Source organism: Cupriavidus sp. 22TCCZM01-5 (assembly GCF_057798915.1).
The window spans coordinates 60,522-83,815 of the sequence record NZ_JBYOJR010000014.1; the positions used below are offsets into that span (position 1 = coordinate 60,522).

General features: G+C 68.0%; 14 protein-coding genes and 1 pseudogene. 9 read left to right on the forward strand and 6 right to left on the reverse strand.

All coding sequences use genetic code 11. The features are described from left to right. Positions 1-25: 25 nt before the first annotated feature. The 3 genes and pseudogenes from tssF to tssJ all read left to right on the forward strand — a co-directional run bounded on the left by tssF (position 26) and on the right by tssJ (position 2,890). On the forward strand, positions 26-1,849 hold the full coding sequence (gene tssF, locus AC3FNH_RS15275; protein WP_488720636.1) for a type VI secretion system baseplate subunit TssF: 1,824 nt from the start codon (positions 26-28) through the stop codon (positions 1,847-1,849). A 66-nt stretch (positions 1,850-1,915) separates the two neighbouring features. After that, a pseudogene (locus AC3FNH_RS15280) lies at positions 1,916-2,281 on the forward strand (type VI secretion system baseplate subunit TssG); the annotation flags it as partial. Positions 2,282-2,356: 75 nt separating this feature from the next. Then, complete coding sequence (gene tssJ, locus AC3FNH_RS15285; protein WP_488720637.1) at positions 2,357-2,890, forward strand: type VI secretion system lipoprotein TssJ; 534 nt, start codon at positions 2,357-2,359, stop codon at positions 2,888-2,890. Between the two features lie 16 nt (positions 2,891-2,906). On the opposite strand, the gene AC3FNH_RS15290 is transcribed toward tssJ, so the two are convergent. Further along, a complete protein-coding gene (locus tag AC3FNH_RS15290) occupies positions 2,907-4,673 on the reverse strand; it encodes a sigma-54 interaction domain-containing protein (protein WP_488720638.1) in 1,767 nt (588 codons plus the stop codon). A 139-nt stretch (positions 4,674-4,812) separates the two neighbouring features. Between AC3FNH_RS15290 and AC3FNH_RS15295 the strand changes: the two genes are divergently transcribed. The 4 genes from AC3FNH_RS15295 (at position 4,813) to AC3FNH_RS15310 (ending at position 13,359) form a co-directional block, all read left to right on the forward strand. Then, positions 4,813-6,360 (forward strand): acyl-CoA carboxylase subunit beta, encoded by a 1,548-nt coding sequence (locus AC3FNH_RS15295; protein ID WP_488720639.1) that lies wholly within the window; start codon positions 4,813-4,815, stop codon positions 6,358-6,360. A gap of 108 nt (positions 6,361-6,468) precedes the next feature. Next, positions 6,469-9,786, forward strand: coding sequence for an acetyl-CoA carboxylase family protein (locus tag AC3FNH_RS15300; RefSeq protein ID WP_488720640.1), 3,318 nt, complete (start codon positions 6,469-6,471; stop codon positions 9,784-9,786). Positions 9,787-9,828: 42 nt separating this feature from the next. Beyond that, positions 9,829-12,291, forward strand: coding sequence for a CaiB/BaiF CoA-transferase family protein (locus tag AC3FNH_RS15305; RefSeq protein WP_488720641.1), 2,463 nt, complete (start codon positions 9,829-9,831; stop codon positions 12,289-12,291). 45 nt (positions 12,292-12,336) lie between these two features. Beyond that, positions 12,337-13,359, forward strand: coding sequence for a Bug family tripartite tricarboxylate transporter substrate binding protein (locus AC3FNH_RS15310; protein ID WP_276101212.1), 1,023 nt, complete (start codon positions 12,337-12,339; stop codon positions 13,357-13,359). Positions 13,360-13,406: 47 nt separating this feature from the next. Here AC3FNH_RS15310 and AC3FNH_RS15315 read toward each other — a convergent pair whose 3' ends face one another. The 5 genes from AC3FNH_RS15315 to AC3FNH_RS15335 all read right to left on the reverse strand — a co-directional run bounded on the left by AC3FNH_RS15315 (position 13,407) and on the right by AC3FNH_RS15335 (position 20,543). After that, positions 13,407-14,069, reverse strand: coding sequence for a DUF2894 domain-containing protein (locus AC3FNH_RS15315; protein ID WP_276101213.1), 663 nt, complete (start codon positions 14,067-14,069; stop codon positions 13,407-13,409). Further along, positions 14,062-14,712 (reverse strand): OmpA family protein, encoded by a 651-nt coding sequence (locus AC3FNH_RS15320; protein ID WP_276101214.1) that lies wholly within the window; start codon positions 14,710-14,712, stop codon positions 14,062-14,064. Before AC3FNH_RS15320 ends, AC3FNH_RS15315 begins: the two co-directional genes overlap by 8 nt. Further along, positions 14,709-17,846, reverse strand: coding sequence for a DUF802 domain-containing protein (locus AC3FNH_RS15325; RefSeq protein ID WP_488720642.1), 3,138 nt, complete (start codon positions 17,844-17,846; stop codon positions 14,709-14,711). The genes AC3FNH_RS15320 and AC3FNH_RS15325 overlap by 4 nt, the downstream gene beginning before the upstream one ends. Before the next feature lie 10 nt (positions 17,847-17,856). Next, positions 17,857-18,573 carry a DUF3348 domain-containing protein gene (locus AC3FNH_RS15330; protein ID WP_488720643.1) on the reverse strand — a complete coding sequence of 239 codons (717 nt, stop codon included), beginning with the start codon at positions 18,571-18,573 and terminating at the stop codon, positions 17,857-17,859. 179 nt (positions 18,574-18,752) lie between these two features. Then, complete coding sequence (locus tag AC3FNH_RS15335) at positions 18,753-20,543, reverse strand: cytochrome c biogenesis protein DipZ (RefSeq protein WP_276101217.1); 1,791 nt, start codon at positions 20,541-20,543, stop codon at positions 18,753-18,755. Between the two features lie 206 nt (positions 20,544-20,749). Here AC3FNH_RS15335 and AC3FNH_RS15340 point away from each other — a divergent pair, with 206 nt between their 5' ends. Together AC3FNH_RS15340 and AC3FNH_RS15345 are read left to right on the forward strand one after the other, a co-directional pair. Further along, positions 20,750-21,493 carry a response regulator gene (locus tag AC3FNH_RS15340; protein WP_488720644.1) on the forward strand — a complete coding sequence of 248 codons (744 nt, stop codon included), beginning with the start codon at positions 20,750-20,752 and terminating at the stop codon, positions 21,491-21,493. 35 nt (positions 21,494-21,528) lie between these two features. After that, a complete protein-coding gene (locus AC3FNH_RS15345; RefSeq protein ID WP_276103205.1) occupies positions 21,529-22,797 on the forward strand; it encodes an ATP-binding protein in 1,269 nt (422 codons plus the stop codon). Positions 22,798-23,294 lie beyond the last annotated feature (497 nt).

Below are 23,294 nucleotides of genomic sequence, written 5' to 3' on the forward strand. Positions count from 1 at the left end.
AACTGCCGAGCCAACTGCAACCTTCATGAATCACCCCACCCAAGACAACGATATCCTGCGCTACTACGAGGCGGAAATGCGCTACCTGCGCGAGGCCGGCAAGGAATTCGCCCAGGCCTTCCCGGACCGCGCACGGATGCTCAACATCGACCGCATTGGCGAGCGCGATCCCCACGTCGAACGGTTATTTGAGGGCTTCGCCTTCCTGATGGGGCGGCTGCGCCATAAGCTCGACGACGAATTGCCCGAATTGACCGAAGGGCTGGTCAGCATGCTGTGGCCGCACTATCTGCGCATGATTCCGTCGCTGGCGATCCTAGAACTGACCCCAACCGCCGGCGCGCTGCAATGCCACGAGACGTTGCCGGCCGGACTGGAGGTCACGTCCGACCCGATTGCGCTGGGCATTCAGGCGGCCCATGGAGGCGACAGCGTCGAGTGCATCTACCGGACCACGCAGCCGGTCGATCTGTACCCGCTGCGGCTTACTGAAGCCAATGCCTATGCACGCGAGGATGGCCGCTCGGTGATCCGGCTGCGGCTTGCCCTGCAGATGCAGGGGCGCCGCGAGCGACTGGCGGTGCCGCGCCTGCGCCTCTATCTCCATGCCGACCGGCCATTGGCGCTGGCGCTTTACGCGGCGCTCACCGCCGAGCCCGTGGCCATGCAGGTGCGAGTTCCGGGCTACCCGGCCGACCGTGCTGGTGCACCCCAGCCGATGGCGAGCCTGCGCCTGGAACCAGCCGGATTTGCCGCCGGGGAGCGCCTGTGGCCGAAGCCTGACAATGCCTTTGGCGGCTACCAGTTGCTGCTGGAGTACTTCACCTTTCCCGAGAAGTTCATGTTCGTGGACCTGGTGGGGCTGGACCTGGACGCCATCCCTGAAGGTACCGGGCACTTTGACGTAGAGGTGGTGCTCAAGCAGCCGTTCCCGGAGGACATGCGCTTCTCGGCCGTGAATGTGCGGCTCTTCTGCACCCCGATCATCAACCTGTTTGACCTGGAGGCCGATCCGGTCACGGTCACCCACTTCGAGACCGAGTACCGGGTGCGGGCGATGGAGCAGCACGGGCAGCATGTGGAGGCGTACTCGGTCGATACGGTGCGGGGCTTCGAAGCCGGCAGTGGCAAGCGCTTCGAATACGCGCCGTTTGCGGCTTTCCGCCACCGGGGCGGCATGTTGCGTCACGAGATGCCGGAGCGCTACTTCCACACCCGCGTGCGTCGCGGCCCCTCGGGCAGGTTCGACACCTGGGTCGTGCTCGGGGGGCATGCCTGGGACCAACAGCAGATCTTGCCCGAGGAAACGCTGTCGCTGTCGGTGACCGGCACCAATGGCATGCTGCCGCGCAAGGGCCTGCGCGAGGCGGGCATCACCCGCATGCGCGGCGGCTTCACCAATATCGGTACGGTGCGCAACCTGACAGCGCCGTCCCTGCCGGTGTATCCGCCCACCGGCGACCGCTTTCACTGGCGCGTGCTGTCGCACCTGGCGCCCAACTACCTGTCGCTGCTTGACGCCGAGGTCTTGCGCGGCAGCCTGGCGCTGTATGACTGGACAGACGGAGAACTGAACCGCCGGCGCATCGACGCCATCACGGACGTGCGGCACCGGCCGCTCCAGAAGCTCGTCAAGGGTGGCCTGCTGCGTGGCGTGGAGATTACCGTGACACTGGACAGCACGCGCTTTGCCGGGGAGGGCGACGTGGAACTGTTCGGCGAGATGCTCAACCGGTTCCTGTCGCTGTACGCCACCGTGAATCTCTATACGCGGCTGGTGATCGTGTCGCAGCCGACGGGCAAGCGGCTCGCATGGGCCGACAGCAAAGCGGAGGGAACACCGTTTTGAGCATGCCAGACCAGGCTAACAAGTCCTCCCCGGCCGGTGCCTTGCTGCCGGCCCTGCTACACCCCCGAGCCGATGCCGCTCGGGGAAAACTGCGTACTGGGACGCGGCTTCTACGACCGTGCCAACGCTGTGCGCGTTGTGATTACGCCGCAAACACGCGAATCGGTGCTGGGGCTGATGCCTGGCAGGAACATGCATGGAGAGCTGATGGCGTTGCTGCGCTTCTATCTCGGCTTCACCGCGCATGCCCGGCTGGAGATGGAGGTACGACCCGAGCTGATGCCGGCCCCGGCCCTGAACTCGGAGCAGGTGAGCCTCGGCTACACCACGCAACTGAAGCCTCCGGCGGCAGGAGCCGACGCCGACGGCAGCGGCATGCCGCGCATGACGCGCGTGCAACTTGGAACATGGAACGGAACCGGCGCAGCTTAGCGGCAGCAGGGCTGCGATTTCCAAATGCAAGACGAATGCCACACAGAAACTTGTTATCGCGGGAGGATCAACACCATGAGGCGACAGCTTCAAAACGGAGCCGGACTGCTGGTCGCCACCCTTATAGCCGGCTGCGGCGTTGGGCAGGCGGTAAAGGACAGCACGGTGGAGGCGGCCAAGTGGGCCTTTACGACGCAGGTCAAGACCATGAACCTCGACCTCATCAGCCGGTCGTCGTTGAATACAAACGGCGCCGGACAATCGCTGTCGACGGTGGTGAGGGTCTACCAGCTGAAGACGCCGCAGGCCTTCGAGCAACTGAGCTACGTGCAATTGCAGACGAATGATCTGGAGTCGCTCAAGCCGGATCTGCTGTCCACCCGGGACGTCATCTTGCGCCCCGATGTGAGCGTGAGCCTCAGTGAGCCGATGCACGCCGATGCCGAATATGTCGGCGTGGTGGCGTTATTCCGGAATGCCGGCAAGGAGACGGTCTGGAAGCTGGTGGTGCCGAAGAAGCAGTGGAAGAAGACAGATCCGGTGAAGATCGAAGTCCGGGACAGCACGCTGCAGTTGGCGGGCGTTGCCGGTAGCGCGCAAGCACGATGAAGACGGCCATGCCAGATCACCGCCCCGGCCCGCGCTCCAGAATCTTGTACAGATGCGAGCGCGAGATCCGCAGTTGCTCGGCAGCACGCTTCTTGTTGCCGCCATGGCGCGCAATCGCGTCGACCACCGCCGCGTAGGCAAGCTCGCTCATACCCGCAGCCGTTTCGCTAACCGGCAACGCGGCCGCCGAGGCAGGCACGCTGCCCGCGCCAGCCTCTTCATGCGGATAGGCCCGCGCCAGCGGATGCACCGGCGCTTCACTCTCCACCCCCACCAGCCCGCGCGCCGCTTCCCCGCGCGCGAAATCCGCGACGCGCAGCATGCGGCCATCGCAGAACACCAGCGCTTCCTCGATGCGCTGGCGCAACTGCCGCACGTTGCCGGGCCAGGGCTGGCCCGCAAGGTGACGCGCCACATCAAGATCGATCTTCGGCAAAGGCACGCCGTTGCGCGTGCAGAATGCGCTGACGAAGTGCTGCAGCAGCGCGGGAATGTCCTCGCGCCGCTGTCGTAGCGCGGGAATGCGCAGCACCACGCCACTGAGCCGGTAGTAAAGATCGAGCCGGAATCTTCCGGCATCGATCAACGCCGGTATATCGCGGTTGGTCGCTGAAATCAGCCTGAAGTCCACCCGCTGCGCGCGCCGGCTGCCAAGGCGTTCGACCATGTGGTCTTCCAGCACGCGCAGCAGCTTGACCTGCATCTCCATCGGGATGTCCGCAACCTCGTCGAGGAAGACGGTGCCGCCGGCCGCGAGTTCGAGCTTGCCGGCCTGCCCCTGCCGCTGGCTTCCGGTGAAGGCGCCGGGCGCGTGGCCGAACAGTTCCGACTCGATCAGCGTCGCCGGCAGCGCGGCCAGGTTGAGGCTGACCAGCGGCCGTTCGCTCGCCGGTTCGCGTCCCGCGCCGTGGATCGCGTTGGCCACCAGTTCCTTGCCCGTGCCGCTTTCGCCGAGGATCAGCACCGGTACATCCAGCCGTGCCACGGTCTGGATCTCGCGGCGCAGGCGCTGCATCGGCGCGCTATCGCCAATCAGGCCTGACGCCGGCTGATGCTCGCGCAAGCCGTCCAGCTCGCGCTGATAGCGCGCGACCTGCGAGCGCAGTTCGCTCAGCTCGTCGTGCATGCGGACCATGGCCTCCGGCCCCTTGAACAGGATCTGGCCGATGGCCCCGACCACCTCGCCGTCCTGGCGGATCGGAATGCGGTTGACCACGCGCGTGACGCCGTTCATCTGCTGCAGTTGCCCGATCTCCGCCTTGCCGCTCGCCACGACCTGCGGCAGACGGGAATTCGGAATGACCCTGGCGGCGGGGCGCCCGATGCCTTCACCGGTATCCAGGCCCAGGAACTTCTCGTGCACGGGACTGATGAAGCGGACGCGGCCGTCCCGGTCGGCCACGGTGATGGCCTGGTACGGGTCGGTCAGGAAGTGATCGAGGATCGCGCTGGCGAAAGGAACCGTGCCAAGGAAGTCGAACAGCACCGTGTGCGTGTCCGCGCGGTGCAGCAGGATCAGTTGGTTGCCCTCGTCTTCCAGGCAGAGACCGATGTAGCGGCGCGCGCCGGCCTCGACCGGAAAAAGCCGGCTGCCATTGGCGCGGTCGGTGGCCTGGTCGCAGGCGGCTTCCGCCGCATCGGCCGTGATGGGATCGGTACAGACGCCGACTGTTGCTGCGCGGCTCCCATCGGGTCCGCGCACCACGGCGCCTACGTGGCTTGTTCTTTGTGTTGCTGCTGAGGACACAAACTGTCTCCACGTGTGTCCTTGTGGTGGACACATCCTGTCTTTATTGCGGACATCATAGAGGCGAATACAAGAATCCTCAATCAAATCAAGGGGAAGTCAGCTGTCTTCCACATGGCATGGCTTGTGCGGTGATGAACCCGACTCATAGCCCGAAGACAGCCGGAGACACGCCATGACCTGGCAACCCGAAATCGATGAACTGGCCTACCGGCGGCGTCTTGCCGAGCGCATGGGCGGCGAAGACAAAGTGGGCCGCCACCGCGAGGCCGGCAAGCTGACGGTGCGCGAGCGCATCGCCGCGATTGCCGACCCGGGATCGTTCCGCGAAGTTGGCGGCCTCAGCGGCAGCGGCCGCTATGACAGCAATGGCCGCCTGATGGACCTGGTGCCGTCGAACCTGGTGATGGGCCGCGCGCAGGTCGGCGGCCGCCCGGTCGTACTGGTCGGCGATGATTTCACCGTGCGCGGCGGTGCCAATGACGGCGCCGTGGGCGACAAGCTGATCCACGCCGAGAAGATGGCGCACGACCTGCGCCTGCCGATGATCCGCCTGGTGGACGGCACCGGCGGCGGCGGCTCGGTGCGCAATATCGAGATCAAGGGCCACACGCTGATCCCCACCATGAGGGTCTGGCAGCACGTGGTGGAGAACATGTCGGTGGTGCCGGTGGTATCGCTGGCACTCGGATCCGTAGCGGGCATGGGCGCGGCGCGCGTGGCCGCGAGCCACTACTCGGTGATGGTGAAGGAGACCTCGCAGCTCTTCACCGAAGGTCCGCCCGTGGTGGCGCGCATCGGCCAGCAGCTCACCAAGAACGAGCTGGGCGGCAGCCACATCCACACGCGCAACGGCGTGGTGGACGACGAAGTCGCCACCGAGCAGGAGGCCTTCGACCATGCGCGCCGCTTCCTGTCCTACCTGCCCGCTTCGGTCCACGAGCTGCCGCCGCGCAGCGCGCCGGCCGATGATGCCGCGCGCCGCGACGAGTGGCTGCTCGCCGCCATTCCGCGCGACAGCCGGGCGGTCTACAAGATCCGCCCGATCGTGCAGGCGCTGGTGGACGCCGGTTCCTTCTTCGAGACCGGCCGGCAGTGGGGCTGCGCCATCGTCACCGGGCTAGCCCGGCTGGACGGCTGGCCGGTGGTCGTGATCGCGAGCGATCCGTACTTTCATGGCGGCGGCTGGGACAGCGAGAGCGCCGAGAAATTCACGCGCTTCGTCGACCTGGCGCAGGCCTTCCACCTGCCGGTGGTCAACCTCGTCGATACCGCCGGCTTCCAGATCGGCCTGGAGGCCGAGCAGGCGGGAATCATGCGCCATGGCGTGCGCGCGCTGGCCGCGGTGTACCAGGCGACCGTGCCCTGGTGCTCGGTCATCCTGCGCCGGGCGTATGGCATGTCCGCCGCCGCGCACCAGCATATGGGCCGGTTCAATTGCCGCTACGCGTGGCCTTCGGCCAACTGGGGCGCGATGCCGATCGAAGGCGGCCTTGAGGTCGCCTACAAGGCGGAGATCGAAGGTGCCGACGATCCGGTGCAGAGGCGCGCCGAGATCGAACAGCGCGTGCGCAGCCTGACGTCGCCGTTTCGCAGCGCCGAGGCCTTCGCCATCGAGGACATCATCGACCCGCGCGAGACCCGCACGCTGCTGTGCGAGTTCGCCAACCTGGCGGCGCCGCTGCGCGAAGCCGGCATCAGCCGTTTCGGCATCAGGCCCTGAACACGATGCAACGAGCAACGACATGCCGTGGCGACGGCCACGGCATGACCCGAACCTTTGGACTGGCCGCAGAAGCCAGACCACCGCAATCTGAACGAGGAGACTGAATTGAAGAAGCTGCTGATCGCCAACCGGGGAGAGATCGCGCTGCGCGTCCTGCGTGCCGCACGCGACCTGGAGATCACCACCGTGGCGGTGTATTCGCAGGACGACGCGAGCGCGCGGCACCGCCTGCTGGCCGACGAAGCGATTGCCCTCGACGGTTCCGGGCCGGCCGCGTACATCGATATTGCGGCGATCATCGCCGCGGCGAAGGCCTCCGGTTGCGATGCGATCCACCCGGGCTACGGCTTCCTGAGCGAGCGCGCGGATTTCGCGCACGCATGTCTCGATGCCGGCATCACGTTTGTCGGACCGGCGATCGAGCAGCTTGCCCTGTTCGGCGACAAGGGCAGGGCGCTCGAACTGGCGATGGACAGCGACGTGCCGGTCATGCCGGCAACAGGCGGCGGTGCGTCGCTCGAAGAGATCACTCGCTTCTTTGATGCGCAGGGCGATGCCGGCGTGGTCATCAAGGCCGTCGGCGGTGGCGGTGGCCGCGGCATGCGCGTGGTGCGCCGGCGCGAGGACCTGGCCGAAGCCTATGCGCGCTGCCGGTCCGAAGCGGCGTCCGCGTTCGGTGTCGACGCGCTCTATGCCGAGCGGCTCGTCGGCCGTGCTCGCCATATCGAAGTGCAGATTGCCGGCGACGGTGTCCATGTCATCGCACTTGGCGAGCGTGACTGCACGGTGCAGCGGCGCTTCCAGAAGCTCGTGGAGATCGCGCCAAGCCCGGTGCTGCGGCCGCAGTTGCGCGAGCAGATCATCAAGGCCGCGCTGCGGCTCGCGCGCCGCGTGAACTACCAGAGCCTGGGGACGTTCGAGTTCCTGGTCGAGGAAACGGCATCGGGCGAGCAGAAGGACTTTGTCTTTATCGAGGCCAATCCGCGCCTGCAGGTCGAGCACACCATCACCGAGCAGGTCACCGGCGTGGATCTCGTCGCGCTGCAGATCGGCCTGGCGGCGGGGCGCACGCTCGGCGAGCTTGGCCTTGACGCCGCCGCGCCGCCGCAACCGAAGGGATTCGCGATTCAGGTTCGCGTCAACGCGGAGATCACCGATGCGCAAGGACTTGCGCGGCCGGCGTATGGCCGCCTGGAGCGCTTCGACCCGCCGTCCGGGCCCGATGTGCGCGTCGACTCGCACGGTTATACCGGCTACGAGCCGTCGCCGAACTTCGACACGCTGCTGGCCAAGCTGATCGTGACCAGCGCCACGCCGAAATTCGACGCCGCCGTGCGGCGCATGCAACGCAGCCTGGCGGAGTTCCGGATCGTCGGCGTGCCGACCAATATCGATCTGCTACGTGCGCTGGTGCAGCGTGACGATTTCCTCCGGCAGGACGTCCATACGCGGCACTTCGAAGCGATTCTGCCCGAGCTGGCGGCGTCGGCCGGCGCGATTGCGGAAGCCGGCCGAGCGCAGGAGGCGATGCTCGGCGGTGCGGCGCGGCCCTCGGCGGCGCACGCGCAGCGCTCATCCGAGCCCGAGGAGGAGATGGAAGAAGGACTGGTAGCGATCCGCGCACCTCTGACAGGCCGCGTGGTGGAGATCTCCGTCGGACTCGATGACGTCGTCAGGCCGGGGCAGACGGTAGCGGTACTTGATGCGATGAAGATGGAACACGCGATTTCCGCTGAATGCGGCGGGCGCGTGGTCGACCTGCGGCTGGAGAAGGGCGCGCTGGCGTCCGAAAGCCAGATCCTGATCGTGCTGGAGCAGGCCGAGGCCGATGGCGTATCGGTCGCGGCGGCCCAGAAGGTCGACCCGCACGCCATTCGCGCGGACCTGCAGCGCGTGCTGGACCGGCATGCCATCCTGGAAGACGCCGCACGTCCCGACGCCGTCGCCCGGCGCCGCTCGCGCGGCCAGCGCACGGCGCGCGAGAACGTTGCCGACCTGTGCGATGCCGATACCTTCGTGGAATACGGCGCGCTGGCGCTAGCCGCGCAGTCGACCCGCCGCACGAAAGAAGACCTGATCGCGAATACGCCCGCGGACGGCCTGATCACAGGCATTGGCGACATCAATGGCACCCTGGTCGGCAAGGACCGCGCACGCAGCGCGGTGATGGCCTACGACGCGACGGTGCTAGCGGGTACGCAGGGCAAGCGCAACCATATCAAGACCGACCGCATCGTCGAGGTGGCGCTGCGCGATGAACTGCCGCTGGTACTGTTTGCCGAAGGCGGCGGCGGCCGGCCCGGCGACGTGGATTTCCCGTCGGTGTCCGGGCTATACCAGCCATCGTTTGCCGCGTTTGCGGAGCTGAGCGGCGAGGTGCCGGTGGTCGGCATCGTGTCGGGCCGCTGCTTCGCCGGCAATGCGGCGTTCTTGGGCTGCTGCGATGTGATCATTGCCGACAAGTCCGCGAACATCGGCATGGCCGGGCCGGCGATGATCGAAGGCGGCGGTCTCGGTATATTCCGCCCTGAAGAGGTAGGACCCGCGCCCGTGCAATTTGCCAATGGCGTGATCGACGTGCTGGTCGAGAACGAGGCCGAAGCCGTGCAGGTCGCGAAGCACTACCTGTCGATGTTCCAGGGACGCGTCGAGCACTGGAGCGCGCCGGATGCGCTGGCCCTGCGCCATGTCGTGCCAGAGAACCGCCTGCGCGTATACGACACGCGCAAGGCCATCGAGGGCATTGCCGATGCCGGCAGCGTGCTGATGCTGCGCGGCGGCTTCGGCGCCGGCATCCACACGGCGCTGGCGCGCGTGGAAGGCCGGCCCGTGGGCATCATGGCCAACAACCCCTATCACCTCGGTGGCGCCATCGACGCGGATGCCGCGGACAAGGCCTCGCGCTTCATGCAGCTGTGCGACGCGCACGGCCTGCCGATCGTCTCGCTGATCGATACCCCGGGGTTCATGGTCGGGCCCGAGTGCGAAGCGCGCGCGCAGGTGCGCCATGTGTCGCGCATGTTCCTGACCGCGGCCAAGCTGCGCGTGGCGCTGCTGGCGGTGACCTTGCGCAAGGGCTATGGCCTGGGCGCGATGGCCATGGCGGGCGGAGGCTTCCGCTCGGCGAACTTCACCGTATCGTGGCCGACCGGCGAATTCGGGCCGATGGGGCTGGAAGGCGCGGTCCGGCTCGGCTTCAAGAAGGAACTCGAAGCGGTGCCGGACGGCCCCGAACGCAAGGCGCTGTTCGAGCAACTGGTCGCGCAGTCCTATGAGCGCGGCCATGCCATCAACACGGCCGCGGCGGTGGAGATCGACGCCGTGGTCGACCCGGCCCAGACGCGCAAATGGATCGCCCAGGGCATTGCGTCGGCCGGGGTGCGCAGCCGCCGCGAGCGCCGCGCGTTCGTCGATGCGTGGTAAGCGCCCGCGCAGGGAATCCGTCCATCACAGCAGGGAGTATCCATGATCACGAAGGATCCTGACCCGGCGCAGCTCGCGCTCGGTGGGCTGCGCGTACTCGAAATCGGCACCGGTCCGGCGCTGGCGTACGCGGGCAAGCTGTTTTCCGACTTCGGCGCTGAAGTCATCAAGGTCGAAGATCCGGCGGGCGATGCATGGCGGCAGATGCCGCCCTTGGTCAGCGCGCCTGGCGCTGCGCAGCCGGAAAGCGCGCTGTTCGCATGGCTGAACACCAACAAGCGCAGCGTCACTGCCGATGCGGAGAATGTCGACGACCGCGCATGGCTCGCACAGCTCGCGCGCACTTGCGACGTAGTACTCGACGCCCGCGCGCTGAACGGGGGGCCGGGCAAGGCCGCCACGCCGGTCTGGTCCGGCGCGGCCGGCGCGCACGAACCGATCGAGGTGGTGCTGACCTGGTTCGGGGAGAGTGGTCCCTACAGCGAGTATGCCGGCGCGGAGGCGGTGTGCCGGGGGCTTGCGGGCGCGGTTCACGGCAGTGGCCCGGCGGATGGCGCCCCCCATATGCCGCATGACGTGCAGACGGCGATCGTCGTCGGGCTCAGCGCATTCTCGGCCGCGGTCGCGGGCCTGACCGGCAGCCGGCAGGGCAGCCGCCGCTATGTGCTGAGCGAGCACGAGTGCGTCTTCAGCGTGGTCGAGATGGAAGCCGGCATGGTGCCCGACAAGCGCCACCCGCTGCGGCGCCTTGGCGTCAACCGCTTCTGCGGCACGCATCCGGCCGGCATCTTCGAGACCGCGCAGGGCTGGATCGGCATCTTCACGCACACGCTGCCGCAGTGGAAGGCCCTGTGCGACGCGATCGGGCGTCCCGAGCTGGGCAGCGATCCGCGCTTCGCGAACGGGCAGGAACGCATGGCGCGCGCGGACGAGATCGACGCGCTGCTGATCCCCGCATTCCGGACGCGCACGGCGAAAGAGTGGTTCGAGATACTTGGAGACAAGAAGCATCCGACGGTCATCGTGCCGACCATGGCGGAGCTGCTGCGCCAGGACGTGCATCGCCAGCGCGATGCGTTCGTGCCCGTTGAGGCCGGCGGCGTTGCGTTCGAAGGCCCGGTCGTGCCGCTGCGCCTCGACGCGGCGGGCCCGATGCTCGGTGGTCCGGCGCCGGAGAAGGGCGCCCATGATGCCTTCTATCGGGCCGCCGGGCTCGATCACCAGCCCCACCGGCAACTCGCAAGAACATCGTCCCCGGAGCTTCCGCTGCAGGGCATCCGCGTCGTCGACCTGACGATGGGGTGGGCGGGGCCGCTCGCGTCCCGGACGCTGGCCGATTTTGGCGCGGAAATCATCAAGGTCGAAAGCACCGGCTATCCCGACTGGTGGCGCGGCGCCAACTTCACCGAGGAGTTTTACCGGGATCGGCTGTACGAGAAGAACTCCAACTTCCACCTGATGAACCGCAACAAGTTCGGCATCACGCTGGACCTGACGCGGCCGGAAGGCAAGCAGTTGCTGCTCGATGTGGTGGCACGCGCCGATGCGGTGATCGAGAACTACTCGGCCGAGGTCCTGCCGAAGCTCGGCCTGGACTACGAGGCACTGCGCGCCGTCAACGAGCGCCTGGTCATGGTGTCGATGCCGGCCTTCGGGCTGGGCAACGCGTGGAGCAATACGCGCGCCTATGGCGGCACGCTGGAGCAGGCCAGCGGACTGCCGCTCCATACCGGGCATCCGGACGGGCCGCCGGCCATGACGTCATACGCCTATGGCGATCCGGTCGGCGGACTGAATGCCGGTGCGGCGATGCTGTTGGCCCTGTACGTGCAGCAGGCGACCGGCAAGGGCCGGCATCTCAACCTGTCGCAGGTCGAGGCCATGCTGCCGATGGCCGCGCCGTTCATCATCGAGCAATCGGTTTGCGGCACGGTCGCGCCGCGCCGGGGCAACCGCCATCCCGTGAACGTCCCGCACGGCTGTTTCCGCTGCGCAGGGGACGATGCCTGGATCGTGCTGACCGCCACGGACGCGGAGTGGCGCGGCCTGTGCCGCGCAATCGGCAGGGAAGATCTTGGTGCGGAACCGCAGCTTGCCCACGCTACGGGGCGCCGCGCGCAGCAGGAGAGGATCGAAGCAGCGATCGCGTCGTGGAGCGCCGGCCTCGATGCGGAAGATGCCATGCGCCTGCTGCAGCGGGCCGGAGTTGCCGCCGGCGTGGTGCGTCCGATGTCGCAGGTGCTGCAGGATGCCCACCTGCGCGCACGTGGCTTCTGGCGTGAACTGGACCGTGACCACAGCGGCCCCTACACCGCCAGCACACCGTGGTTCCGCACCAGCCGCGACGCTATGCCGATCCGCAGCCCGTCGCCGACGCTCGGCGAGCACACCGAAGACGTGCTGGCACGCGTGCTCGGACTCAGCGCGGCGCGGATCGCGGAACTCGAACGGATGGGCATCACCGGCAAGACGGCACAGCCCAAGTCCTCGGGCAAGGCCGCATAGGTCTACAAGGCTTTCACGAACTATCAGCAGGAACAGGAGACAAGCATGCAGGAACGCAACATTGCTTCGCGCCGACAACGGACCGCGGGCCGGTTCGGACTCGCCGCCGCCGCGCTGGTCGCGCTGGCTTGCGCCATCTCGGGTCCGGCCGCCGCGCAGAGCGCAAACTGGCCGAACAAGCCGATCCGGATGATCGTGCCGTTCCCGGCGGGGTCGTTCACTGACACGGTGGCACGCGTCTTGTCCGAGCACCTGAGCAAGTCGCTCGGACAGTCCGTGATCGTGGACAACAAGGCCGGTGCGAACGGACTGATCGGCGTGGCCGAGGCCGCCAGGGCGGCGCCGGATGGCTACACGCTGCTGGTCACCAATTCGAGCAGCATCACCATCAACCATCAGGTCTACAAGAAGAGCAATTACAAGCCGAAGGACTTCACGCCGGTCACGCTCGTGCTCGAGGCGCCATTCATACTCGTGACGAACCCGGAGTGGTCGCAGAAAAATGGCGTCGGCACGGTGCCGGACCTCGTGAAGTTCGCGACGCAGAATCCCGGCAAGATCAGCTACGGCTCGGCGGGCCCCGGCAATATCGCGCACCTGAGCTTCGCCATGCTGAACAACCGGACCAGGATCAAGACGACGCATATTCCGTACAAGTCCGCCGCGCAGGCGGAGATGGCCGTGATGAGCGGCGAACTGGAAACCGCCTTCGACACCTGGAGCGCGCTGCCGCAGATCAGGGTCGGCAAGCTCAAGGCGCTCGCCGTCAGCTCGCCGAAGCGCATGGCGCAGTTGCCGGATGTGCCAACGCTCGAGGAACTCGGCATCGCGCCGTTCAACGTGTCGTTCTGGATCGGCATGCTCGCGCCGGCCGGCACGCCGCCACAGATCGTCCAGAAGCTGGATTCGATCACGCGTGGGGTGCTCGATGACAGCAAGGCGAAGGCGGCGCTCGGGCAGCAGGGCGACGTGGTGATGATCGATTCCGCCACGTTCGCGAAGCGCATCGAGAAGGAGGATGCGAGCTGGGGGACCGTGATCCAGCGCGAGGGGATTACGCTGGATTGAGGCGCGCAGTGTTTGGCCCGGCCCGGCACCGGCGACGACCGGTGCCGCTACTTGCGCGTCCTCGTGCGAACGACTTTCTTCACCACGCCGGCGCGCGGCGCTTCCTTGACGGGCGCCGTGCCGCTGCCATTCATCTGTTCCAGCCACGTCAGCGCGTCCACGTAGGACAGGAACTGCTCGAAGTACGCCGGCGACATCTCGCGCATCAGCGTCAGCGAGCGATGCACGAGATGGCTGGAATTGAGCGGCCCCGCATGCTCGGGCACCCGCTCGAGCGACTGCTGCAGCTGCTGGCTGGCGCTGACGCGCGTCCAGGTATCCCGAAAATAGTCGATCAGCTTCGGCTCGACGCATGGCGTGCTGCGCGGCGTGCCGCGTGGCACCGGTGCACCGGGGGCAGGAGCGGCATCAGGCGGCGGCGCCTGCCTCGCGATGTAGTCGACCACCTCGGCCAGTGCACCGCGCGCGGACTGGCGTGGCCGCGGCGCCGTGCCGGCGGCGTCCTGGGGGGCGGCGGCGCGCGCCACGGCATCGCCGTAGGCGCTGAGCAGCGCCGACAGCCTGTCGTCGAGCAGGCGGCGCGCATCGCCCCCGTGGCCCGCCGCGCGCCGGGCCATCGCTTCGATCAGGCGAAACCGGACCGGGTCGATGCGGTCGGCGCCGCTCTCGCGCCAGGCGGCCAGCGTGTCGTGCACGGCGTCGCTAGCCACGGGGTTTCACCGTCCCCGTGGACACGCGCGGCACCGGGGCGATCTCCACGCGCCGGTTGCGGGCCCGCCCGGCTTCGTCGGTGTTCGATGTGACCGGCTGCTCGGCACCGAACGCGGCCGAGAATACGGACGCGGCCGGGATCCCCGCATCGATCAGCGCACGGGTCACCGTCAGCGCGCGCTGGGCGGATAGTTCCCAGTTGTCGGCGAAGCGGCGGTTGCCTTCGCGCACCTGCTGGTCGTCGGTAAAGCCGCTCACCATGAGGATCTCGTCGCGCGCGCGCAGGTAGGCCGACAGCGGACCGGCCAGGCTTTTCAGCACCTCGCGCCCCTGGGGCTGGAGCTGGTCCGAGTTAAGCGCGAACAGCACGCTGCCATTGATGCCGATGCGGCCGTTCACGAGCGTCACGCGGCCGGCGGCCAGCGGCGCCGCCAGCGCCTTTTCCAGGCTCTCGCGGCGCTGCATTTCCTCCTGGCGCTGCCTGGCTTCCTTCTCCAGCCTGGACGTGAGTTCCATCTGGGCGCCGATGACGCCCAGCAGGATCAGCACGAAAGCCCCCAGCACCACGGACATCAGGTCGCCGAAGACGGCCCAGGCCGGCACCGACGGCTCGACGCCTGCGTCGATGTCGTCGTCTCTCATGCGGCCTCTGAGTTGGATGCCTGCTGTCCGGCAAGCTGCTGCAGGTCGTCGAGCACCTGCTTCTGCGAGCGCATGCTGAGGTCGACGACCTCGCGCGCCTGCGCCACGTAGTAGGCAAGCTGCTCGTCGCTGCGCGTCATCGACTTGTCGAGCGCGGTCTCGATGCGTTCCAGGTGGGCCATGAGCTTGTCGTTGGACTCGCTGAACATCTGCACGGCAACGCCAAGCGCCTCGCCCAGGCTGGCCACTTCGACGGCGCTGCCCGTGACCTGCGCGGCCACGCTCGCTAGCTTGCCGGTCTCGGATTCGACCTGTTCATGGAAGCGCGTGCCGACGCGGTCAAGCAGGTCGGCCGTGGTGGCGACGAGGCTGTCGACGGCCACGCGCTGCTCGGTGGAGGCATGGTTGACCGCATCAAGCAGCGTGCCCAGCGTTTCCAGCAGGCGGCCGCGCTCTTCGAGCATCGCGTTGTCGCGCGCCATGCTGTCGGTGAGCTTCTGGCGCAGTTCGGCGATGACCTCGGCGGCGGCCTTGGGCGCTTCGGTGGCGGCCTGCACCAGGCGGGAGACTTCGGCGATAGTGTGGCTGGCTTGTGCTTGTGTCTGGGCCGAGATGTCGCGCGTGGTCTGGGCCAGCGTGGCGCAGATTTCCTGCTGACGGCTGGTCGTATGCGCGGTGGCCTGCTCCCATTCCTGTCGCAGCGACGCGGCTATGGCGCCGAGCGTCCCGGCCCAGGCCGTCATGCGCTGTTCCTCGCGCGCGGCCATTTCGGCCTGCAGCGCCACGGCGGCCTTGGGCGCCTGTTCGGCCGCCTGTACGAGGCGATCGATTTCCGCGATGGTGGTGCTGGCGTGTGCGCGCGCTTCGGTCGAGATATCGCGTGCGGTCTGCTCCAGTGCGTCGGTGATGGCCTGCTGGCGGCTGGCCGATTGTGCGCTTTCCTGGTCGATTTGCGTGCGCAGCGTCGCGGCCATGCCCGCCAGTGCCTCCGTCCATGCGGCCAGGCGCTGCTGGTCGCGGGCGGCCAGTTCTTCCTGCAGCGCGACGGCGGCCTTCGGGGCCAGCTCGGCAGCCTGCACCAGGCGGTCGATTTCCGCGATGGTGCTGCTGGCGTGCGTACGCGCTTCAGCGGACATTTCGCGCGCGGTCTGTGCCAGCGCTTCGGTGATCTGCTGCTGATGGCCGGCGGCGTTGGCGCTGGCCTGTTCCATCTGCGTGCTCAGCGTTGCGGCCATGCCGGCCAGTGCCGCGGTCCAAGCGGCCAGGCGCTGCTGGTCGCGCGCGGCCAGTTCTTCCTGCAGTGCGACGGCAGCCTTTGGAGCCAGTTCGGCGGCCTGCACGAGGCGGTCGATCTCGGCGATGGTACTGGTGGCGTGGGTGCGCGCTTCAGCGGACATCTCGCGCGCGGTCTGTGCCAGCGTTTCAGTGATCTGCTGCTGATGGCCGGCCGCGTTGGCGCTGGCCTGCTCCATCTGCGCGCGCAGCGTCGCGGCCATGCCGGCCAGTGCCTCGGTCCATGCGGCCAGGCGCTGCTGATCGCGCGCGGCCAGTTCTTCCTGCAGCGCGACGGCAGCCTTCGGGGCCTGCTCGGCCGCCTGCACGAGGCGTTCGATCTCGCCGACGGTGCTGCTGGCATGTGCGCGCACTTCGGCCGACATTTCGCGCGTGGTCTGCGCCAGGGCTTCGGCGATTTCCTGGTGGCGGTTCGCCGTGTGCGCGCTCGCCTGTTCCAATTCGCTGCGCAGGGTGGTGGTGATGGCGCCGAGCGTTTCCGCCCAGGCCTGCAACCGCTGCGAGTCCTGCGCGGACAGTTCCTGCTTCAGCCCGGCATGCGTGCTGGCCACGGCCTGCACCATCGACGCCGCGTGTTGCTCGAACGCCGCCGCCGCGCTTGCCATGGCCTGCTGGTTGTCGCCGGCCATCTTCTCGCTGATGCGCGCTTGCTGCGCCAGCGCGTCGTTCCAGGTCCCGGCGGCGCTGGCCGTCGTGGCGTCCAGCCGGGCGGCCACGCTTTCCAGCAGGCCGGCCGAGCGTTGATCGAAGGTCCGGGCAAAGCCGTCGAGCGTGGCGCGCAGGTCGCTGGCCTGGGCTTCGCTCGTGCGCTGATGCCCGGCCAGCGCCTGCTGCCACAGGTCCGCGACGGTGGCCGTGGTGCCCTCGAAACGGGCCGACAGGCCGTCGAGCTGCTGCTTCACGGCGTCGGTGACCGTTGTGTGCAGGGCCGCCGTTTCGCGGGCGATGCCTGCCATGGTGAACTCGACGGCCGGCTGGATGGCTGCGCTGGCGGTGCGCGCGCTGTCGGCGATGCTCTGCGTCAGCGACTGCTGCACGGAATCGGCGAGCCGCCCATACGCCGCGTCGGTGCGCTCATGGAACGCCGCCTGGCTGGCGGCCAGCCGGTCCGACATGGCCTGGTGCTGCTGCTCCATGGTGGTCATCATGGCCTGCAGCCGGTCGACCAGCGCGGGCATGACGTCCGCCTGCCGCTGCAGCAGCCGGAACGCCTCTTCGCGCTGGTGCGTGCGCGAGTACGGGCGCAGCGTGGTGGCGATGCGGGCGTCGAGCGCCTGCGCGGCCTCGATGCGCTCGCGCCGGCACAGCGTGGCAAGCAGGCCCAGCATCGCCGAGGTGGCAACGCCGGCGACCGACGTGCCGAACGCGAAGCCCAGGCCCTTGACCGGGGCGGCCAGCGAGGCGCGGATGGCATCGAGGTCCGCAGCGCCTTCCAGCGCGATGCCGGTGCCGCGCAGCGTTGCCACCATGCCCAGGAACGTGCCGAACATGCCCAGCAGGACCAGCAGGCCGACCAGGTATGGCGTCAGGGCCGGACCGGGCAGGGCGGCGCGCTCGCCTTCGATGCGCAGGCGCACGGCATTGCGCAGGCTCGGAGGCAACGGCTCGATCCACGCGCCAAGGCTGGCGGGGGCGCCGGACAGCCCCGCAATGGCCTGCGCCAGCGTGCCCGTGGCCTGGTGGTAGCGCTTGAGTTCGAACGCACCGGCCAGGTAGAAGCCGCCGATCAGCAGCGTGACCGCCAGGGCCAGCGCATTGGTGCCCGCGTAGCCGGCGCCGATCCAGCCCACGACGGCCAGGCCTGCCAGGAAAACGACGATTTGGATGAGGGTTCTGGTCATAGTGGTTGGGTTAGCTGTCACGCAACGCGGCGAGCAGTGCCTCGACGGGCTGGAATCGGATGTCGAGTTCGGCGCGCAGCACGTTCTGCATATCGTTCTGGAATACCGTGAGCCATGCGCCGGACGTCACTTGCGCCGGCACGCCCGCCAGCGCGGCTTCCTCGGCCTGGCGCAGGCGCGTGAAGTGCGCTTCGAGCATCCCCGGGATGGTGGCCAGCAGTGCCTGTTCGCGCGCGACGAGCACGCGTTCCATCACGGCATCCACCATCGCCAGCCGCGCCATGCCGGAGGCCCGCGCCGCGAGCGCCGTCCGCAGGCGGGCGCGCAGGCTGGCGATCTCCGTTTCCATGGTCTGCTGCAAGGTGACGTACCGCTGGCGAAACGCCGCATAGTCCACGACGGCGTCCATGGGATCCGGGACGGATGGACGCGGCCGCCCGCGCTGCCGGCCGCCGGCCGCCTTGTCATCGGCGATGGCCGCCGCCAGTGCGGTCCGCACGCGGGCGCAGTCGGCGTCCTCGGCGCCGGCCGCGCGCGACCCCGCCGAGGCCGGCGGATTGCCGTTCAGCGCCGCGGACAGGGCGATCGCGTCCGTCCAGCCGAGCCATTGGCTGAGCTGGGCCGAGAGCGACTGGCCGGATTCGGGGGCGTCGTTGCCTGTCAGGCGAACCAGCAGGCGGATCAGCGTCGGGCCGCTGAACCCTGCGCGCCGTGGTGCTTGGAGCATATCGCCAGAGCGAAAAATCCAGCAGTTTACACGGACGCGCGGGCGATTTCGCCGCATTTGTGGCCAAACCGGGCAGGCCGGCCTCAAAGCGGCACTTTGCTGGCAAGGATCGGGCAGGCTTTGCCCTCGCGCGGCGCCCGAAATCCGGCGCCGTTCAGCTGGGCGCAGGGGACCGGCGGCTAGCCGAAGGTGAAGGCATAAGCCTGTGCGCCGGGGTCCAGGAAGCGGATCTCGAACGTATGCTCGCCCACCTCGCCGGCCTGCCGCGCCAGCTGGTAGAGCCGCGTTTGCGTGACGGCGCCGTTGCCGCCCGCGTCGGTGTCCGCGCCGTGGCTCGCGCCGGGCGGCTTGCCGTCGATCGTCACGACGAAGCGGACCGCCTGGCCGTTGGCCGCCGGCCCCAGCACCAGGTGCAGGTCGCGCGCGTGGAAGCGGTAGCGGATGGCGCCGCCGGCGCGGTCGAGCGTGGCGTGCTCGGCGCCGATGGTCCATTGGCCGGACAGGCCCCACTCGTTCAGGAGCAGCTTGCCGACGGTGTATTGCCGCGACGCGTCGGGCCGCATATCGCCCGGCGAGGCGAAATTCACCGCCTGGCTGTAGCCGATATAGGTTTCTTCGGAGCGGACATTGCGCAGGTCCGGCGCCGCTTGTGCGCCGCCGGCATCGGGCGCGACGACATCGCCGGCAATGGCGCGGTTGCCGGTCTCCGCCAGCAGGGTCTGGATGACCCGTTCCGAGTACGCGTAGTCGCCCTCGCCGAACTGGTGGTGGCGGATATTGCCGCGTGCATCGACAAAATAGGCGGCCGGCCAGTAGCTGTTATGGAACGCGCGCCAGATCCGGTAGTCGCTGTCCACGGCCACGGGAAAGCCGATGCGGAAATCCGCGACCGCGCGGCGCACGTTGTCCGGCGACTTCTCGAACGCGAATTCGGGCGTGTGCACGCCGACCACCGTCAGGCCCTGGTCCTTGTACTTGTCCGCCCACGCGCGCAGGTAGGGCAGGGTACGGATGCAGTTGATGCAGGAATAGGTCCAGAAGTAGACCAGCGTGACCTTCCCCTGCAAGGATTCGCGCGACAGCGGCGGGGAGTTGATCCACTGGGCGGCGCCGTCCAGTGGCGGCAACTGGCCTTCCACGCGCAGGGAGCCCGGGAAGCCCGCGCGCATGTCATTGGCGGCCAGCAGCAGCCCATTGCCGTGGCTTGCATCGGCGCTTTCATTGGCCGTCTGCGGGGCGGGGCGATCGTTGCGCAGCGCCTCGACCAGCGCCTGCTCAAGCCGCACCGGGCCGCTGGCGGACAGCCGGGCGAGCAGGCCGGTATCGGCGCCGAGCCCGATCGCCAGGACGCCGCCCAGCACGCCCGCACCCAGGCCACGGCGCAGCCACTGGCTCGCGCCCATGGACCGCTTCATGGCCGCGAAGACGCGGCCGCCGAGGCCCAGCGCCGCGGCGAGCGAGGTCGCCGCGCCGGCGGCATAGGCCGCGAGCGACAGCGATGTCGAGACACTGGCGCCGTTCAGCGCGGCGCCGGTCAGGACCAGGCCAAGGATCGGCCCGGCGCAAGGCGCCCACAGCAGGCCGGTGGCGATGCCGAGCAGCAGCGAACCCCACGGTGAACCGGGCGCTCCGCCGGACGCATCTGCGCCCGCCAGCCGGTTGCCCAGCGCCACGGCCGGGCGCGCGAGCGTGTCCGCGACGCGCGGCAGCAGCAGCGACAGCCCGAACACGGCCAGCAGCGCCAGGGCTCCGATCCGGCCATAGGCATTGGCGCGCACGGCCCACGCGCCGCCGGCCGATGCCAGCGTGGCCACCGCGGCGAACGTCAGCGCCATGCCGGCCAGCATCGGCAGCCGGCCGCGCAGGAACGGCTGCCCGGCCCGGCTGAGGACAAAGGGCAGGACCGGCAGGATGCAGGGGCTCAGGATGGTCAGTACTCCGCCCAGGTAGGCAAGGATCAGCAGGGTCATGATCGGTGTCCTTTCGCTCAGGATTGGCTTGCCCCGATCAGACACCGCCGGCATCGCCGCCATGTGTCGCCATCGGCCGGTTTTGTACCGGTTTGTGCGGCTGCGGCCGCCAGATACATGGAGATACACGCGTCGCGGCCGACCCCCATACAATGCTGGCAAAGCAGGCTGCCCGTTCACTTCCACTATTTGCCGAGGCAACAACGATGGACGCACACGTCGACCACATCCTGATCGTCGATGACGACCGTGAGATCCGCGAACTGGTCTCCGCCTATCTCACCAAGAACGGCCTGCGCACGACGGTCGCGCCGGACGGGCGGCATATGCGGGCGTTCCTGGATGCCAATACGGTGGACCTGATCGTGCTGGACGTGATGATGCCCGGCGACGACGGGCTGGTGCTGTGCCGCGAGCTGAGGGCGGGCAAGCACAAGGCTACGCCGATCCTGATGCTGACCGCCCGCGACGACGAGACCGACCGCATCATCGGACTCGAAATGGGCGCCGACGACTACCTGGCCAAGCCGTTCGCGGCGCGCGAGCTGCTTGCGCGCATCAAGGCCGTGCTGCGCCGCACGCGGATGCTGCCGCCCAACCTGCAGATCACCGAGGCCGCGCAGGTGCTCGCGTTCGGCGACTGGCAGCTCGATACCACGGCGCGGCACCTGATCGACCGGGACGGCACCATCGTCGCGCTGAGCGGCGCGGAGTACCGCTTGCTGCGCGTATTCGTGGACCATCCCCAGCGCGTGCTGAACCGCGACCAGCTGCTCAACCTGACGCAGGGCCGCGAGGCCGAGATGTTCGAGCGCTCGATTGACCTGCTGGTCAGCCGCTTGCGCCAGCGCCTCAATGACGATGCGCGAGAACCCAAACACATCAAGACCGTGCGCAACGAGGGCTATGTGTTTTCCATGCCCGTCGAGATCCGGGAGGCACGCCAGTGAACTTGACCGCGCGCCGCTGGACCTGGCCCCGCACGATGGGGGCGCGGCTGTTCCTGATCCTGCTCGCCGGGCTGTTGGTTGCCCACGGCCTGTCGTTCGGCGTGCTGTTCTCGGAGCGCTACATCTCCGCGCGCCAGGTGATGCTGGGCACGCTGGAAACCGACGTTTCCACCTCCATTGCCATCCTGGACCGGCTGCCGGCCGGCGAGCGGCCGCAATGGCTGCCACGCCTGAATCGCGGCAATTATCAATACATCCTGGGGACCGGCCTGCCTGGCGTGCCGGAGATGTCCCAGCGCGGCCAGGACATTGCCGACCGCATCATGGAGGCGAGTGGAGGCCGCTTTGCGGTCCGGGTGGAGTCGATTCCAGGCGACGGCAAGCAATTGCAGGCGCACCTGACGCTCAGCGACGGCAGCCCGCTGACCATCGACGTGCATCCGCGCATGACGCCGATCGCGCAGTGGCTGCCTTATGTGCTGCTGATCCAGCTGCTGCTGTTGGTGCTGTGCTGCTGGTATGCGGTGCGGCTGTCGATCCGTCCGCTGGTGCAGCTGGCGGATGCCGCCGATGCGCTCGACCCGAACGCGAAGACGCCGCCACTCGACGAGAATGGCCCCACCGAGCTGGCGCGCGCGGCGCGCGCGTTCAATGCCATGCGCGAGCGCATCGCGAGATTCGTGGAGGAACGCGTGCAGATTCTGGCGGCAATCTCCCACGACCTGCAGACGCCGATCACGCGCATGAAGCTGCGCGCCGAGATGGCCGAGGAATCCGAGGAGAAGCGCAAGATGGTGAGCGACCTGGCGGAGATCGAGACGCTGGTGCGCGAAGGGCTAGCGTATGCGCGTTCGGCTCATGGCGGCGGCGAGAAGGCGTCGCGGATCGATCTCGGGTCATTTGTCGAGAGCCTGGCGTATGACTACCAGGACACCGGCAAGGCGGTCACGGTTCAGCAATGCGTCGGCTGCGCCATTGAAACCCGCCCGCAGGCGCTGCGCCGTATCCTGACCAACCTGATCGATAACGCGATCAAGTTCGGCGGGGCAGCGGAACTGAATGTGCGCCGCGAGCAGGATGCCGTGGTCATTGAAGTGTTGGACCGCGGTGCGGGTATTCCGGAAGACAAGCTGGATGCCGTGCTGCAACCGTTTGTCCGGCTGGAGAATTCACGCAGCCGCGAGACTGGTGGTACGGGGCTGGGCCTGGCCATTGCTCAGCAGCTTGCGGTGGCAATTGGTGGCACGCTGCGGTTGCGTAATCGTGAAGGGGGTGGGTTGGCGGCGGAAGTGAGGTTGGGTTGAATGGGGGCGATGGCATAGCCGGCGGGGGGCTTTGTGGTGGTGACTGGCTCGTCGTGCTTGGCAGGCGCCGCTGTTTCGCCGGCGTAGCCGGCGACTTACTCTTTTGTCCGAGCGACAAAAGAGTAAGCAGAAAAGCGCGTCGCCTGGCGGCTGGCCATCAACGAGGCGCTCCTTGTGTTCGAAGGGCTTTGGTCTCGCGATGCTTGGTTGCCCGTTCGAGCCTGCTACGCATTGATTCAGAACCAGTGCCTGCGATAGCCGGTTCTTGTACGATCCCCATGTAGGGCTCGGGTACAGCGTTCCAAAAGCTTTCGCCGTTTCGGTCTTCTCGCTGAGCCGCGCGCAGCGCAGCCGTAGGCGTCCAACCGATGGCATGGTTAGCAGGGGCCACCAAGTAATCCGGGTTCGCTCATCTGACGTCTCTATCCTGATCATCTACGCGGCAGGCAGTCTGGCTATGCCCTATACCGTCTTCACCACCCCGGCCCGGTTCGTCG

What these genes read in the sequence shown, in the direction of transcription:
- tssF (WP_488720636.1), top strand. Translation starts at nt 26, where the DNA reads ATGAATCACCCCACCCAAGACAACGATATCCTGCGCTACTACGAGGCG.
- tssJ (WP_488720637.1), top strand. Translation starts at nt 2,357, where the DNA reads ATGAGGCGACAGCTTCAAAACGGAGCCGGACTGCTGGTCGCCACCCTT.
- AC3FNH_RS15290 (WP_488720638.1), bottom strand. Translation starts at nt 4,673, where the DNA reads ATGTGTCCACCACAAGGACACACGTGGAGACAGTTTGTGTCCTCAGCA.
- AC3FNH_RS15295 (WP_488720639.1), top strand. Translation starts at nt 4,813, where the DNA reads ATGACCTGGCAACCCGAAATCGATGAACTGGCCTACCGGCGGCGTCTT.
- AC3FNH_RS15305 (WP_488720641.1), top strand. Translation starts at nt 9,829, where the DNA reads ATGATCACGAAGGATCCTGACCCGGCGCAGCTCGCGCTCGGTGGGCTG.
- AC3FNH_RS15310 (WP_276101212.1), top strand. Translation starts at nt 12,337, where the DNA reads ATGCAGGAACGCAACATTGCTTCGCGCCGACAACGGACCGCGGGCCGG.
- AC3FNH_RS15320 (WP_276101214.1), bottom strand. Translation starts at nt 14,712, where the DNA reads ATGAGAGACGACGACATCGACGCAGGCGTCGAGCCGTCGGTGCCGGCC.
- AC3FNH_RS15325 (WP_488720642.1), bottom strand. Translation starts at nt 17,846, where the DNA reads ATGACCAGAACCCTCATCCAAATCGTCGTTTTCCTGGCAGGCCTGGCC.
- AC3FNH_RS15330 (WP_488720643.1), bottom strand. Translation starts at nt 18,573, where the DNA reads ATGCTCCAAGCACCACGGCGCGCAGGGTTCAGCGGCCCGACGCTGATC.
- AC3FNH_RS15335 (WP_276101217.1), bottom strand. Translation starts at nt 20,543, where the DNA reads ATGACCCTGCTGATCCTTGCCTACCTGGGCGGAGTACTGACCATCCTG.
- AC3FNH_RS15340 (WP_488720644.1), top strand. Translation starts at nt 20,750, where the DNA reads ATGGACGCACACGTCGACCACATCCTGATCGTCGATGACGACCGTGAG.
- AC3FNH_RS15345 (WP_276103205.1), top strand. Translation starts at nt 21,529, where the DNA reads ATGGGGGCGCGGCTGTTCCTGATCCTGCTCGCCGGGCTGTTGGTTGCC.